This window comes from Kitasatospora sp. NPDC057512 (assembly GCF_042802135.1).
In the GTDB taxonomy this organism is placed as follows: Bacteria; Actinomycetota; Actinomycetes; order Streptomycetales; family Streptomycetaceae; genus Kitasatospora.
In genome coordinates this window covers 1-14,562 of the sequence record NZ_JBHVET010000135.1, presented here as the reverse complement: position 1 = coordinate 14,562, position 14,562 = coordinate 1, and the positions used below count along the sequence as shown (strand labels likewise).

Annotated in this window: 10 protein-coding genes; 5 read left to right on the top strand and 5 right to left on the bottom strand. The window is 73.1% G+C overall.

Going from position 1 to position 14,562, the window contains the following annotated elements; translation table 11 throughout:
- Nucleotides 1-32 precede the first annotated feature (32 nt).
- Nucleotides 33-1,745: a carboxyl transferase domain-containing protein gene (locus tag ACFU6K_RS12150; RefSeq protein WP_380662463.1), complete on the bottom strand. Its 1,713-nt coding sequence runs from the start codon at nucleotides 1,743-1,745 to the stop codon at nucleotides 33-35.
- Nucleotides 1,746-1,876: 131 nt separating this feature from the next.
- Between ACFU6K_RS12150 and ACFU6K_RS12145 the strand changes: the two genes are divergently transcribed.
- Both ACFU6K_RS12145 and ACFU6K_RS12140 read left to right on the top strand, forming a co-directional pair.
- Nucleotides 1,877-2,578, top strand: a complete 702-nt coding sequence (locus tag ACFU6K_RS12145; RefSeq protein ID WP_380662462.1) for a TetR/AcrR family transcriptional regulator — start codon at nucleotides 1,877-1,879, stop codon at nucleotides 2,576-2,578.
- A gap of 482 nt (nucleotides 2,579-3,060) precedes the next feature.
- The gene (locus tag ACFU6K_RS12140) at nucleotides 3,061-7,101 is read left to right on the top strand and encodes an ABC transporter ATP-binding protein (protein WP_380662461.1); all 4,041 of its coding nucleotides are present in this window, start codon (nucleotides 3,061-3,063) and stop codon (nucleotides 7,099-7,101) included.
- Between the two features lie 119 nt (nucleotides 7,102-7,220).
- On the opposite strand, the gene ACFU6K_RS12135 is transcribed toward ACFU6K_RS12140, so the two are convergent.
- Together ACFU6K_RS12135 and ACFU6K_RS12130 are read right to left on the bottom strand one after the other, a co-directional pair.
- Complete coding sequence (locus ACFU6K_RS12135; RefSeq protein WP_380662464.1) at nucleotides 7,221-7,463, bottom strand: ATP-grasp domain-containing protein; 243 nt, start codon at nucleotides 7,461-7,463, stop codon at nucleotides 7,221-7,223.
- Between the two features lie 3 nt (nucleotides 7,464-7,466).
- Nucleotides 7,467-8,228, bottom strand: coding sequence for an ATP-grasp domain-containing protein (locus ACFU6K_RS12130; RefSeq protein ID WP_380662460.1), 762 nt, complete (start codon nucleotides 8,226-8,228; stop codon nucleotides 7,467-7,469).
- Between the two features lie 124 nt (nucleotides 8,229-8,352).
- Here ACFU6K_RS12130 and ACFU6K_RS12125 point away from each other — a divergent pair, with 124 nt between their 5' ends.
- Nucleotides 8,353-8,886: an NUDIX hydrolase gene (locus ACFU6K_RS12125; RefSeq protein ID WP_380662459.1), complete on the top strand. Its 534-nt coding sequence runs from the start codon at nucleotides 8,353-8,355 to the stop codon at nucleotides 8,884-8,886.
- A 102-nt stretch (nucleotides 8,887-8,988) separates the two neighbouring features.
- On the opposite strand, the gene ACFU6K_RS12120 is transcribed toward ACFU6K_RS12125, so the two are convergent.
- Nucleotides 8,989-10,152, bottom strand: coding sequence for a hypothetical protein (locus ACFU6K_RS12120; protein ID WP_380662458.1), 1,164 nt, complete (start codon nucleotides 10,150-10,152; stop codon nucleotides 8,989-8,991).
- A gap of 353 nt (nucleotides 10,153-10,505) precedes the next feature.
- On the bottom strand, nucleotides 10,506-11,618 hold the full coding sequence (locus tag ACFU6K_RS12115) for an ABC transporter substrate-binding protein (RefSeq protein WP_380662457.1): 1,113 nt from the start codon (nucleotides 11,616-11,618) through the stop codon (nucleotides 10,506-10,508).
- 325 nt (nucleotides 11,619-11,943) lie between these two features.
- On the opposite strand from ACFU6K_RS12115, the gene ACFU6K_RS12110 reads away from it, so the two are divergent.
- Complete coding sequence (locus ACFU6K_RS12110) at nucleotides 11,944-13,518, top strand: APC family permease (RefSeq protein WP_380662456.1); 1,575 nt, start codon at nucleotides 11,944-11,946, stop codon at nucleotides 13,516-13,518.
- A 179-nt stretch (nucleotides 13,519-13,697) separates the two neighbouring features.
- The coding region (gene trpS, locus ACFU6K_RS12105; RefSeq protein WP_380662455.1) for a tryptophan--tRNA ligase at nucleotides 13,698-14,562 on the top strand (865 nt) is incomplete at its 3' end.

The window sequence follows — 14,562 nt, the reverse complement described above, 5'->3', positions numbered from 1 at the left end:
GGTCACGGACGCAGGAGTGACACGAGGAGGCGTCACATGCGGAAGACGCCGTACGGGGCGGGCGGCGCCAGCGGGGCGTTGGCGCAGGCGGTGAGGGCGAGACCGACGACGGTGCGGGTGTCCATCGGGTCGATCACGCCGTCGTCCCAGAGCCGGGCGGTGGCGTAGTAGGCGTTGCCCTGGCGCTCGTACTGCTCGCGGACGGGGCGCTTGAACTCCTCCTCCGCCTCGGTCGGCCACTGCTCGCCGTGCGCCTCCAGCTGGTCGCGGCGGACGGTGGCGAGGACGGATGCCGCCTGCTCGCCGCCCATCACGGAGATCTTGGCGCCCGGCCACATCCACAGGAAGCGGGGTGAGTAGGCCCGGCCGCACATCGAGTAGTTGCCGGCTCCGTACGACCCGCCGATCACCACGGTCAGCTTCGGGACGCGGGTGCAGGCGACGGCGTTGACCATCTTGGCGCCGTGCTTGGCGATGCCGCCCGCCTCGTACTGGCGGCCGACCATGAACCCGGTGATGTTCTGGAGGAAGAGGAGGGGGATGCCCCGCTGGTCGCACAACTCGATGAAGTGGGCGCCCTTGAGGGCCGACTCGGCGAACAGCACGCCGTTGTTGGCGACGATGCCGACCGGGTGGCCGTGGATCCGGGCGAAGCCGGTGACCAGGGTCGCGCCGTACTCGGCCTTGAACTCGGCGAACCGGCTGCCGTCCACCAGCCGGGCGATCACCTCGCGCACGTCGTAGGGCGTGCGCGGGTCGACCGGCACGGCGCCGTACAGGCCCGCCGGGTCGACGGCCGGCGGCTCGACCGGGGTGAGCGGCCACGGCCTGGCCTCGCGCGGGCCGAGCCCGGCGACGATCGTGCGGACGATGGAGAGGGCGTGGGTGTCGTCCTCGGCCAGGTGGTCCGTCACGCCCGAGGTGCGGGAGTGCAGCTCGCCGCCGCCCAGCTCCTCGGCGGTGACCACCTCGCCGGTGGCGGCCTTCACCAGCGGCGGACCGCCCAGGAAGATCGTGCCCTGGTTGCGGACGATCACGGCCTGGTCGCTCATCGCCGGGACGTACGCGCCGCCGGCCGTGCACGAGCCGAGCACGGCGGCGATCTGCGGGATGCCCGCGGCGGAGAGCCTGGCTTGGTTGTAGAAGATCCGGCCGAAGTGGTCGCGGTCCGGGAAGACCTCGTCCTGCATCGGGAGGAAGGCGCCGCCGGAGTCCACCAGGTAGACGCAGGGCAGCCGGTTCTCCAGCGCGACCTCCTGGGCGCGCAGGTGCTTCTTCACCGTCATCGGGTAGTAGGTGCCGCCCTTGACGGTGGCGTCGTTGGCGACCACCACCACCTCGCGCCCGGCGACCCGGCCGATGCCCGCGATCACTCCGGCCGCGGGGGCCGCGCCGTCGTACATCCCGTCGGCGGCCAGCGGGGCCAGCTCCAGGAAGGGGGAGGCCGGGTCGAGCAGGGTGTCCACGCGGTCGCGGGGCAGCAGCTTGCCGCGGGAGGTGTGCCGGGCGCGGGCCTTGGCGCCGCCGCCCAGGGCGGCCGCGTCGAGCTTCGCGCGCAGCTCGGCGACCAGGGCGCGGTGCGCCTCGGTGTTGGCGCGGTACGCCTCGGAGCCCGGGTCGGCGGAGCTGCCGAGCCGGGGTGCCGGTGCGGCGGCCGCGGACGGGGCGGCGCCGGGCGCCACCGTCGTGCCGGTCGCCGCGACGAGCCGGACGCCGGTGGGTGTGCCGGCGGTTGAGTTGACCATTCCCAAGAGCTCCCTTGCCCTCGGACCAGGTGGGCAGCCGGGTGCGGTCCGCCCGTGATCGCCACGTTAATTAACGTTAACTTACGCGCCCAGGTTAACGGCCGATAACCCGACTGTCTACGATGGACGGTATGCCCAACGTCCCCGCCGCCTCCGCGCTCCCCCGCCGTGACCAGATCCGCCGGGAGGCCGCGAGGCTGTTCGCAGCCCGGGGCTTCCTCGGCGTGGGCGTGGACGAGATCGGCAAGGCCGTCGGCATCAGCGGCCCCGCGCTCTACCGCCACTTCGCCGGCAAGGACGCGATGCTCGCGGACCTGCTGATCGGCATCAGCGAACGCCTGCTGGACGAGGGGCGCCGCCGCGCGGGCGGCGGGGAGGGCCCGGCCGCCACGCTGGACGCGCTGATCAGCGGCCACGTCGACTTCGCGCTGGGCGACCGGGACCTGATCACCCTGCACGACCGCGAGCTGCTGAACCTCAAGGAGGAGGACCGGCGCACCGTCCGCCGGCTCCAGCGCGGCTACGTCGAACTGTGGGTGGACGTGGTCCGGCAGGCCTACCCGCCGCTGGCCGACCCCGCCGCCGAGCCGGTGGCGCGGGCCGCCGTGCACGCCGTCTTCGGCCTGATCAACTCGACCCCGCACAGCCTCGGCCCGAACCCCGACCAGGGTGAGCGCGCCGCCCTCCAGCGCGACGGCATGGCCGCCCTGCTCCACGCCCTCGCCCACGGCGCCTTCGCGGCGGCCGCGGACTCGGCCGGCGTCCCCGGCATCCCTGTTGCCCTCGGTGCCCCTGTCGTTCCCGTTGGCGGTTCGGCGGCCGCGGAGGCCTGAGCCCCGCATCCCCGGCCCCCATCCCCATCCCCATCCCCGGCCCCCGACCCCCGTCCCCGGCCCCCGTCCCCGTCCCCGGCTCCGGCTCCGGCTCCGGCTCCGTCCCCGGCTCCGTCCCCGGCTCCGGCTTCGTTTTCGACGAAGAGGGGCCCGGCGGAGAATGGTCGGGAGCGAAGGTCTGCCGCTGAACGTCCCGTCGGTAGCCCGCCCGCAGTACGCCGTTGGCCCGTCCGGAGGCCTAGTCCCAAAGGACGGCGCCCGTCCGCCCGTGGCCGCTGGGTGTCGCGAGGGGCGTCGGCGACTCTGGAAATGGCCCGGGCGGAGTGGGCCATGCGAGTGTTCGGCCGGGAATCACCGCAGGCCATCGGCTGTTGGCGAGTCCGCCGGACCGGATGATCCGGGCTGTCAGGGCCCGTTCCGAACCCGCCCGGGGCGGAAAACGCCATGGCGACCACCCGACGAAATGGTTAGCATCCCTAAATATGCCTGAGACTCACGGATCCACGGTGGAGCAATCCCCGAGCGGCCCCCCGGCCCCCGGCACGACCCCGGAGGCCCCCGTCGACAGCCCGCGGGCCGCCGTCGGGAACACCGGGCCGGCCGCCGAAGACGCCGAGCCCGCCCCCGAGAACGTCCGGCCCGCCCCCGAGTCGGCCGGCTGGCTCCGCCGCCTGGTCGGCTACAGCTGGCGGTCCCGCCGCAGCCTGCTCTTCGCCTTCGGAGCCTCGCTCCTCGGCATGGCCGTCACCGCGCTGGTGCCGCTGGTCACCAAGCTGATCATCGACGACGTCATCGTCGCCCGCACCCGTTCGCTGGTCCCCTGGGCGGTGGTGCTGCTGCTCGCGGCCCTCGTGGTCTTCGGCTGCACCCAGGTCCGCCGCTACTATGGCGGCCAGCTCGCGGTGGACGTCCAGCACGAGATGCGCAGCGACCTGTTCCGCTCGCTCGGACGGCTGGACGGCCACCGCCAGGACCGGCTGGACACCGGGCAGGTGGTGGGGCGCGCGACCTCCGACCTCCAACTGGTCAACGGCCTGCTCTCGATGCTGCCGATGATGACCGGCTACCTGCTGATGTTCGTCATGTCGCTGGTCGTGATGGTCTGGCTGTCCCCGCCGCTCACCCTGATCACCGTGGTCATGGCGCCCGCGCTGTGGTGGGTCTCGGCGTTCAGCCGCAAGCGCCTCTTCCCGGCCACCTGGGCCGCCCAGCAGGAGGCGGCGGCCGTCGCGGGCGTGGTGGACGGCGCGATCGGCGGCGTCCGCGTGGTCAAGGGCTTCGGCCAGGAAGCCCAGGAGCTCGACAAGCTGGAGACGGCCTCCCGCAACCTCTTCGCGGCCCGGCTCCGGTCGATCCGGCTCAACGCCCGCTACAACCCGGCGATGCAGGCGATCCCGGCGCTCGCCCAGGTCGGCGTCCTGGCCTTCGGCGGTTGGCTGGCCGTCGACGGCAGGGTCACCCTCGGGACCTTCGTCGCCTTCTCCACGTACGTCGCCCAGATGACCGGCCCGGTGCGGATGCTGACCATGGTCATCACCGTCGGCCAGCAGGCCCGGGCCGGGGTCGAGCGCGTCCTGCAGCTGATCGACGAGCGCCCGCTGGTCCAGGAGCGCCCGGACGCCCGCACCCTGGACCTCGCGCACGGCGAGAGTCCGGAGAGCGCGCCGGACGGTACTACGGGAGGAGCCCCGGGCAGGGGCGCCGCGTCCGACGGCCCCACCCGCACCCCCGTCGGCCCGCGTACCCCCGACATCGCCTTGGAGTTCGACCGGGTCGAGTTCCGCTATGACCCCGAGCACCCCGCCCCCGTCCTGCACGGCCTCAGCCTGAAGCTGGCCCCCGGCGAGACCCTCGCCCTGGTCGGCGCCTCCGGCTCCGGCAAGTCGACGGTGGCCCAGCTGGTGCCCCGCTTCTACGACCCGGCCGCCGGCACCGTCCGCCTGTACGGCCACGACCTGCGCGACCTCACCCTGGACTCGGTCCGCGCGACGGTCGGCATCGTCCCCGAGGAGAGCTTCCTCTTCTCCGAGACGGTCCGCACCAACATCGCCTACGGCCGCCCGGACGCGACGGACGAGCAGGTGGTCGCCGCCGCCCGCGCCGCCCAGGCCGACGAGTTCGTCCGCGCGCTGCCGGACGGCTACGACACCAAGGTCGGGGAGCAGGGCCTGACGCTCTCCGGCGGTCAGCGCCAGCGCATCGCGCTGGCCCGGGCGATCCTCACCGACCCCCGGATCCTGCTGCTGGACGACGCCACCTCGGCGGTGGACCCGCAGATCGAGGCGGAGATCCACGACGCGCTGCGCTCGGTGATGACCGGCCGCACCACGCTGCTGATCGCCCACCGCCGCTCGACCCTCCAACTCGCCGACCGGATCGCCGTACTGGAGCGCGGCCGGCTCCTGGACCTCGGAACGCACGAGGAACTCGAAGCCCGATGTCCCCAGTACCGGGCCCTGATCACCGATCCCGAGGCCGGTCACGCCGTCCGGCTGTCCGCCCCCGAAACGGCGTCCCCCGAAGCGGCGTCCGACGAGCCGGCGTCCGCAGAGGCACCCGGAACCCCCGGAACCCCCGGAACCCCCGTAACCCCTGCGACCAGTGGAACCCCCGGAACCCCCGGAACCCCCGCCCTCCCCACCCCCGCCCTGGCCAAGGCCGCCCGCACCGCCGACCCCGACCTGCTGGACAAGGTCGCGGCCCTTCCGCCCGCCTCCGACGTCCCGGCCGTCCCCCGCGCCGAGGCCGAGGCCGGCGACCCCGACTTCACCCTGCGCCGCCTGCTGCGCCCCTTCCGTAGCCCGTTGCTCATCGCCCTCCTGCTGGTCGCCCTGGACGCGGCGGCCGGGCTGGTGCTGCCGGTGCTGATCCGGCACGGCATCGACGAGGGCGTCCGCAAGGGCCTGATGTCCGGTGTCGCGGTGGCCGCGCTCGCCGCGCTCGTCGTGGTCCTGCTGGACTGGGTGGTGCAGAGCGCCGAGAACCGGGTCAGCGGCCGTACCGGCGAGCGCGTCCTCTACACGCTCCGGCTCAAGATCTTCGCCCACCTCAACCGGCTCGGCCTGGACTACTACGAGCGCGAGCTGACCGGCCGGATCATGACCCGGATGACCACCGACCTGGACTCGCTGACCTCCTTCCTCCAGACCGGCATGGTCACCGCCGTGGTCAGCCTGCTGACCTTCGCCGGGATCTTCGCCGCCCTGCTGATCATCGACGCCGGCCTGGCCCTGGTGGTCTTCGCGGTCCTGCCGCTGCTGGTGATCGCCACCCTGGTGTTCCGCAAGAAGTCCAAGGACCAGTACGAGCGCTCCCGCGACCTGATCAGCACCGTCAACGCCGATCTCCAGGAGAACGTGGCCGGCATGCGGATCGTCCAGGCCTTCCGCCGCCTGGACACCAACACCGACCGCTTCGTGGCCCGCGGCATCGCCTACCGCGAGGCCCGGGTCCGGGCCCAGCTCTACATCTCGCTGTACTTCCCGTTCGTCCAGTTCCTCTCCAGCGTGGCCGCCGCGCTGGTGCTGATCGTCGGCGCCTCCCGGGTCGACGCCGGGACGCTGACGGTCGGTGCGCTGGTCGCGTACCTGCTCTACATCGACCTGTTCTTCGCGCCGGTCAACCAGCTGTCCCAGGTGTTCGACGGGTACCAGCAGGCCTCGGTGGGCCTCGGCCGGATCCGCGAGCTGCTGCGCACCCCGACCGCCACCGCCGAGGCGGTCGACCCGGTCCCGGTGGCCGGGGGCCTGCGCGGCGAGATCTCCTTCGAGGGGGTCGGCTTCGCCTACAACGGCGGCGCGGACGGCGCCCCGACCGTGCTGAGCGGCGTGGACCTGCACATCCCGGCCGGGCAGACGGTGGCGCTGGTCGGTGAGACCGGGGCCGGCAAGTCGACGCTGGTGAAGCTGGTCGCCCGGTTCTACGACGCCACGGAGGGCACCGTCCGGGTGGACGGGGTCGACCTCACCCGCTACGACCTGGCGCAGTACCGCCACCGCCTGGGCGTGGTGCCGCAGGAGGCGTACCTCTTCGCGGGCACGGTCCGCGAGGCGATCGCCTACGGCCGGCCGGAGGCCTCGGCGGCCGAGGTGGAGGCGGCGGCCCGGGCGGTCGGCGCGCACGACATGATCGTCCGGCTCTCGGACGGTTACGACCACGAGGTGGCCGGCCGCGGGCGCAACCTTTCGGCGGGCCAGCGCCAGCTGATCGCGCTGGCCCGGGCCGAGCTGGTCGACCCGGACATCCTGCTGCTCGACGAGGCCACGGCGGCGCTCGACCTGGCCACCGAGGCGGCCGTCAACCATGCCGCGGACCGGCTCAGCGGTGGTCGGACCACCCTGGTCATCGCCCACCGCCTGACCACCGCCGAGCGTGCCGACCGGGTGGTCGTGCTGGACCACGGCCGGGTGGTCGAGGACGGCACGCACACCGAACTGCTCGCCCGGGGCGGCACCTACAGCCGGCTCTGGCAGGCGTTCATCGCCGACGGTCACCCGGCGGTCGAGGCCGTCGCCGCCGGATAGGTCGGCCCCGCACCCGGAGCCCCGTACCCGGAGCCCCGTACCCGGAGTCCCGCACCCGGAGCCCCGCACCTGGAGCCCGAACGCTCCGAGCCGCCTGACGGTCCTTCCCGTGCGGACCGTCAGGCGGTGATCAGCGAGGCCAGCAGCTCCGAGGCGTCGATCCCGCGGGGCAGGTCGCTCACCTGCCCGTCCCCGACCTCGACCACCCGCCAGCCGGAGCCGTCCGCCCGGCTGGCGAGGTCGGTGGTGACGAAGCGGCAGCCGAGCCTGCGGACCAGCGCCGGGACGTCGGTGAGGTCGGGCTCGACGGCCTGGCGCGGGGCGTCCGGGTGCGGCCCGACCAGGACGGGCCGGCCGTCCAGCCATCACACCCGGGCCTCCACGGCCCGCCCGCCGCTCCCCGGCGCGCCGCCGTCCGCGCGCTCCGGCCCGGCCGCACCAGCCGCACTGGTCGCGCCCGACGCACCGTTCGTACGGGCCGCACCGTTCGTGCCGAGCGGTCCCGCCGCCGGGACGTCCGCGCCCTCGAACTCCTCGTACCGCCGTAGCACCACGCCGCCCGTCAGGAACTCGCCTTGCAGTTCGACGAACCGTCCGACCACCCGGCCGAGGGCCGCCAGGTCGGCCAACTCGGGTACGTAGCATGCCTCGTGCCACTCGTGCTTGCGCGACTTCACGTAGTCCTTGACGATCGCGGGACCGCGTCCGCCAAGCTGGGCCGCGGCCTCCGCCAGCTCCGCCGGCCCGGGCGCCTCCGGTCCTTCGGACGGAATCCACGCACTGGCCGGCGTCGCGCCCTCGAACACGCCGTACCAGCCGGGCAGTTCATGGGCGGTCGCGTACCCGGGCGCGCTGGTCAGCAGGTTGCCGCCGCGGGCGGCGAGCGCGGCGGCGAAGTCGGCGTACCGGGCGGAGGGCAGCATCCAACCCCGGTACCAGAGCGGGCCGGCGTCCCGCGGCACCCGCCGGACGGCCTCCTCGGCCCGCCCGGCGAGCAGCCCGTCGTGGTCGACCAGGTGGTGTTCACCGCCCAACTCCCGCAGGGTCCTGGCCTCCCAGGCGAAGTGCGGGTCGGGCCGGCGCGGGTTGAGCGGATCGGCGGGGAAGATGATCGCGGGTGCGGGCATGGCCGTCAGGGTACGGCGGACCGGTGGGCCCGGCGCCCGCCACGACGGACCGGTCGGCTCGGACACCCGACCGGAGTGCCGAATCCGCTCGACGGCCCCGGGTGGTCGCTGGAAGAGTGACCCGATGCGAAATCTGCTGCGCCCCCGCACACGCAGGCCGAGGCAGGCCGCCCGCACCGTGGTCCTGGACGGGAACGGCTCGGTCTTCCTACTCCGTTCCGACAACGACGAGGTCGGCGTGCACTGGACCATGCCGGGAGGTGGACTGGAACCGGGCGAGACCCCGTGGGACGGCGCCCGGCGCGAGCTGTGGGAGGAGACGGGCTGGAGCGACCTCGAACCCGGCCCGCTGCTCTGCACCTGGGAGCACGACTTCACCTGGCACGGCACCCCGGTCCGCCAGCACGAGCACATCTACCTCACCGGTGGACCGCACCGCGGCCCGGTCGGCGACGTCAGCGCGGTTCACGCCGTCGACCGGATCCTGGACTGGCGCTGGTGGACCCCGGCCGACCTCGCCGACGAGAACGCCGACGCGCTCTGGCCGCCCGCGCTGCCGGAACTGCTGGATGCGGTCCGCACGGGCTGGGCCGTGGACGGGCGGCCGCCGGTGCCCGTCGACCTCGGGTACATCCCGAACGCCCCGACCACCCGCTAAGCCCACCAGGCCGACCAAGCCCACCAGGTCGGCCAAGCCCGCCGAACCTGCTCGGTCCGCCGGGCCCGCTCGGCCCGTCGCCGAACGGGGCCGGCGGGGCGGCTAGGTGCGCCCGCCGCGCCGGGGCCGCCCGGCCGGACCGGGTTCCCAGCCGTGCAGCTCCAGCTCCCGGTCGTGCAGTGCGGCGGGGTTCATCAGCACCGTCAACTGGGCGCCGGCCAGGTGTTCGAGGTCGAGCCCGGTGGCGGACAGCAACTGCTCGGTCGGCACCGAGACGGCGATGGCGGGCCGCCAGGAGGGCAGTACCACCAGGCAGGTGCCGCGGCCGACCCGGATCGGCTGGGCCGCCACGCGGACCGGTGCGCGCTCCTCCGGTCGGCCGAGGGCCTCGGCGGGCCCGGGGCTGCCGCCGATCAGGATGCCTAGCGGCGGTTCGGCCCACGAGACCGCTGCGGCGGATCCGACGGCAACGGTGTCGAGGGCAGCGGCGTCGACGGCAGAGGGGGCGACAGCGCCGGTCCCGGCTCCGAACGACGGCACCCGCGCCGCCACTTCCGCCGCATCGACAAGTTCGTCCACCCGTCCGGTGCCCCCCGGCAGGGCCGGCCCGGTCGAGCCGGACGCGGCCGTCTCCCGTGCGGTCGCCTCCTGCCCTGTCCGGGAGGCCTGCGGGTGCATCCGGCGCAGTCGCCGGGAGGGTGACGGCCGCCGGGATCCCAGGATCCGCGGTTCCTCGTGCGCGGGACGCTGCGCCGGTACGGACGGGCCGCCCTCCGACGGTGCGATGGCGGGCCCGAACCGGACGAACCCGTCCTCGGTCTCCGCGGCGAGGCCGAGCAGGGCCCGCACCTCCGCGACCGGTCGGCGGCACGCGTCCGCCAGCTCGGCGACGGAGCGGCCCTGGGCGTGCGCGGCCCGCAGCCGCTCGGCGAACGCCGCCCGCAGCCGTGCCGTGGTCGGATCACCGTCGTTCGGATCACCGCCCGTCCGGTCGCCGTCCGTCGGTTCGCCGCCGTCCGTCGGACCGGCCGCGGGCAGGGCGGGCGGCGCCTCCGCGTCGTACCGGCTGCGCGGCTGCGGCACCGAGTCGGGGCGGGCCGTCGCCTCCGGGGTGCCGGGTGCGGCCGCACCCGGCTCGACGGCGGTCGCGATCGAGCACATCGGTGCGGCCGCGCCGGGCGGCGCGGGCGGGGGCGAGGATCCGGCGCTGTCCCGGGGCGTGCCGGGCAGGGTCGGGTCGGTTGCGGCGGGGTGGAGCGAGGTCATCTGCGGGCCCTTCGGGAAACGGTCCCGACGATCCTCCCGCACCACGCGATCAGCTCCAAGCGTCCAACCCGGTGGTGTGCGCGATACCACCGCGACACCGCCGCGACACCACCACGGAATCACCCGGGGGCCGTCGCGGGACCACTCGGGGATCGCCCGGGGACCGTGGCGGGGATCGCCCAAGACGGCGTCGGGCGGGCACTGTTGCCGTACGACCGGAGCGCCGCCCTGGCCCGCCCGCCGATTCCGACCCGGCCCGGCCGGCCGGGCTGATCCCGGCCCACCCCGGGCTGATCCCGAGCCCACCCCGGGCTCACCCAGACGGACTCACCCAGCGAATTCACCTACCCGGCTCAACTGCCGGGTGCGACAAAGCCCTTGAGGTCGGCGAGCACCGCGTTCGCCGCCATGACGCCGAGCCCGAGGAACCAGGTCTCGTCCGAAACCGGCCGGGCCTGACCGGACTTGACCGCACCGAGCGTCTTCCAGAGCGCGCCGCCGAGCACCGCGTCCTGGTTGGTCGAGCTGGGGCTGCCGTACACGCCGTAGAAGATCCAGTCGGCGTCGGCCTTGTTGATCTGCTCCGGGCTGACCTCGACCGCGAGCTCCTTGACCTGCTCGATCTTGGGCTGCGGCAGCGGCACGTCGGTGAGGATGGTGCCGATGAAGGAGAGCTCGGCGTAGAGCCGGGTGCGGCCCGGCATGAAGCGCAGCGGCGTGATGGTGGGCCGCTTGTCGCCGAGCTTCGCGCCGATCGCCGCGGCGGCCGCCTGGTACGCGTCGAGCTGCGCCTTGGCCTCGGCCTCCAGGCCGAACGCGCTCGCGTTGAGCAGGAAGTTCTGCTTCCAGGGGTAGCCGGGGCGCAGCGAGAAGACGGTCGGCGCGATCTTGGAGAGCTGCGCGTACTGGTCCTGGGCGCGCAGTTGGCTGCCGAGGATCAGGTCCGGCTTGAGCGCCGCGATGGCCTCCAGGTTGAGGCTGTTGATGGTGCCGACGGCGGCGGGGCTGCCGGCCTTGTCCTTGAGGTAGGACGGCAGGGACTTGGAACCGTCGGTGTACACGATGCCGACCGGCTGGATGCCGAGGGCGACGACGTTGTCGAGCTCGCCGGTGTCCAGCACCACGACCCGGGTGGGCCTGGCCGGGAGCACCGTCTCGCCCATCGCGTGCTTGAGGGTGCGCGGGTAGACGCCGGGGGCGGCGTCGGTGCCGAAGCCCTTCATCTTCTCGATCACGGCGGCGTAGTCGTCACCGCCCTGCTTGACCGACTTCTGGTTCGGGGAGGAGCCGCCGCCGGCCGGGGTCGAACCGCTGCCGCCCGATCCGCCCGATCCGCCGGAGCTGCCGCAGGCGCTGAGGAGTCCGCCGAGGCCGAGCACCGCCCCGCCGGCGATCCCGGCGGTGAGGAACCGGCGGCGGCCGGAGGTGCGGGGGGAGAGGACCGGGTCGTCGGAGGTGGGGGGCACGCGACGCTCCTTTCACGATCGACATTAGGTTAGGCAAACCTATCCGACCCGGGGAGCGGTGGCGGGAGCGGCCCGTCCGGACCGGGGCGCAAACCTGGTCGAACCTTGGCAAAAGGGAGAAACTTTCTTGGCCCAACTCCTTTGAAACAAAGGTACATGGGTTAACAAGCCGTAAATACATCCACCCGAACAGTCGTCACGAGAACGAATCGAAGCAAGTGGTTTAGATCACCAAGGGTTGGTCTACTCAACCTTCCACGCCCGCATCTAGGGTGCGCTGGTGTTTGATCAGCAGCTCTCAGAGCACACGAGCAGCGGCCGGGCAATGGCGCCCGGCGCTCCGCAGGGTGCCCCGGTCAGTGGCATCAGTGGTGGGGTCCCCGTCGATCAGGGGACCGCTGGGGGAGCGGGGGACAAGGGTCTACGGGGCGGTTCCGTCGGCCTGCTGAGCAGTGTGGTGCTGGGCGTCTCGACGGTCGCCCCGGTCTACTGCCTGACCGCCACACTCGGCCCGACCGTCACCGCGGTCGGGGTGCAGATGCCGGCGGTGTTCCTGGCGGGCTTCCTGCCGATGCTGCTCGTCGCGTTCGCGTACAAGGAGCTGAACAAGGACTTCCCGGACTGCGGTACGTCCTTCACCTGGGGCGTCCGGGCCTTCGGCCCCCGGGTCGGCTGGATGGCCGGGTGGGGCCTGACGGTGGCGACCATCATCGTGCTCTCCAACCTGGCCGGGGTCGCGACCGACTTCCTGTACCTGATGCTCGGGGAGATGACCGGGAGCAGTTGGGTCACCGAACTCGACCAGAACAAGGCCGTCCACCTGCTCACCGTGGTGCTGCTGATCGCCGGCGCCACCGCGATGAGCTACCGGGGGATGACCGCCACCAAGTGGTTCCAGTACAGCCTGGTCGGTCTCCAACTGGCCGTGCTGCTGCTCTTCTCCGTCATCGCCATCGGCAAGGCCGCCGCCGGCGACCTGCCCGACTCGATCGGCTTCTCCTTCTCCTGGCTCAACCCGCTCGAGGTCAGCTCGTTCAGCGCGTTCACCGCCGGGCTGTCGCTGTCGATCTTCATGTACTGGGGCTGGGACACCTGCCTGACCATGAACGAGGAGACCCAGGGCAGCGCCAAGACCCCCGGCCGCGCCGCGATGATCTCCATGGTCACCCTGGTCGGCTCGTACCTGCTGGTCGCGATCGCCTCCCAGATGTTCGCGGGCGTCGGCAGCACCGGCAACGGCCTCGGCAACCCGGCCACGGCCGACAACGTCTTCTCCGCGCTGGCCCGTCCGGTGCTCGGCTCGCCGTGGAGCATCCTGCTCTTCCTGGCCGTCGTCGCCAGCGCCGCCGCGAGCCTGCAGACCACCTTCATCCCGGTGGCCCGCACCCTGCTCGCGATGAGCGCCTACCGCGCGGTGCCGCCGCGCTTCGGCGCCGTCCACCCGCGCTTCCGCACCCCCGGCTACGCCACCGTCGCGGCGGGCATCGCCACCGCGGTCTTCTACGTCGGGATGAGCCTGATCAGCGAGAACGTCGTCCAGGACACCATCCTGGCGCTCGGTCTGATGATCTGCTTCTACTACGCGCTGACCGCCTTCGCCTGCGTCTGGTACTTCCGCCGTTCGCTGCGCACCGGTGTCCGCGACCTGCTACTCAAGGGCGTCGCCCCGTTCGTCGGCGGCGTGCTGCTCACCGCGGTCTTCCTCCAGACCCTCACCGACGCCTGGGCCCCCGACTACGGCAGCGGTTCGGTCTTCGGCATCGGCTCGGTCTTCGTGATCGGCGTCGGCATCCTGCTGCTCGGCGCGGGCCTGATGACCTGGTACGGCTTCATCCGGCCGGAGTTCTTCCGCGGCGAGACGCTGCACAAGGACACCCCGGCACTGGTCGTGGAGGACTGACTGCCGCTACCGTGGGGCGCATGAAGCGCTTCATCGGCCTGTGCTGGTGGCCGTCCTAGGACGGCCACACCACTCGCCTGAGCAGGGCCGTCCGGGATGGACGGCCCTGCTGCGTTTTCCGTAGGACGGGCCCCTCACCCCGGACGGCCGCCACCACCGCCGTACCGAGGAGAGACACCTTGACCACCACTGCCGTCCCCGCCACCGCCGTTCCCACCACTGCCGTTCCCGCCGTCACCGCGGCCGCTACCGCCGCCGTCGCGTCCGTCCTGTCCGACGACCCGGCCGCGCACCGCGTCCTCACCGGGGACCGCCCCACCGGACCGCTCCACCTCGGCCACTACTTCGGCACCCTGCGCAACCGGGTCCGGCTCCAGGACCAGGGCGTCGAAATGTTCGTCGTGGTCGCCGACTACCAGGTCATCACCGACCGCGACCTCGCCGACCGGCTCGCCGAGCACACCGAGAACCTCGTCCTCGACTACCTCGCCGCCGGCCTCGACCCCGAGCGGGCGACGATCTTCCCGCACAGTGCCGTCCCCGCCCTCAACCAGTTGCTGCTCCCCTTCCTCAGCCTGGTCAGCGTCGCCGAGCTGGGCCGCAACCCCACCGTCAAGGACGAGATCGCCCACTCCCGGCAGTCCGCCGTCAGCGGGCTGATGTTCACCTACCCCGTCCACCAGGCCGCCGACATCCTGTTCTGCAAGGCCGACCTGGTCCCGGTCGGCCAGGACCAGCTGCCCCACCTCGAAGTCGCCCGCACCGTCGCCCGCCGCTTCAACGAGCGCTACCCGCACGCCGACGGCAGCGCCGTCTTCCCCCGGCCGCAGGCCCTGCTCTCCGAGGCCCCGATGCTGCTCGGCACCGACGGCGGAAAGATGAGCAAGAGCCGGGGCAACGCCGTCGCCCTCGGCGCCACCGAGGACGAGACCGCCCGGATCATCCGCGGCGCCAGGACGGACGCCGACCGCCGGATCGGCTACGACCCGGTCAACCGGCCCGAGGTCTCCAGCCTCGTCCTGCTCGCCGCCCTCTGCCAGGACC

Coding starts and splice junctions, on each gene's coding strand:
- ACFU6K_RS12150 (WP_380662463.1), bottom strand. CDS start 1,745: ATGGTCAACTCAACCGCCGGCACACCCACCGGCGTCCGGCTCGTCGCG.
- ACFU6K_RS12145 (WP_380662462.1), top strand. CDS start 1,877: ATGCCCAACGTCCCCGCCGCCTCCGCGCTCCCCCGCCGTGACCAGATC.
- ACFU6K_RS12140 (WP_380662461.1), top strand. CDS start 3,061: ATGCCTGAGACTCACGGATCCACGGTGGAGCAATCCCCGAGCGGCCCC.
- ACFU6K_RS12130 (WP_380662460.1), bottom strand. CDS start 8,228: ATGCCCGCACCCGCGATCATCTTCCCCGCCGATCCGCTCAACCCGCGC.
- ACFU6K_RS12125 (WP_380662459.1), top strand. CDS start 8,353: ATGCGAAATCTGCTGCGCCCCCGCACACGCAGGCCGAGGCAGGCCGCC.
- ACFU6K_RS12120 (WP_380662458.1), bottom strand. CDS start 10,152: ATGACCTCGCTCCACCCCGCCGCAACCGACCCGACCCTGCCCGGCACG.
- ACFU6K_RS12110 (WP_380662456.1), top strand. CDS start 11,944: ATGGCGCCCGGCGCTCCGCAGGGTGCCCCGGTCAGTGGCATCAGTGGT.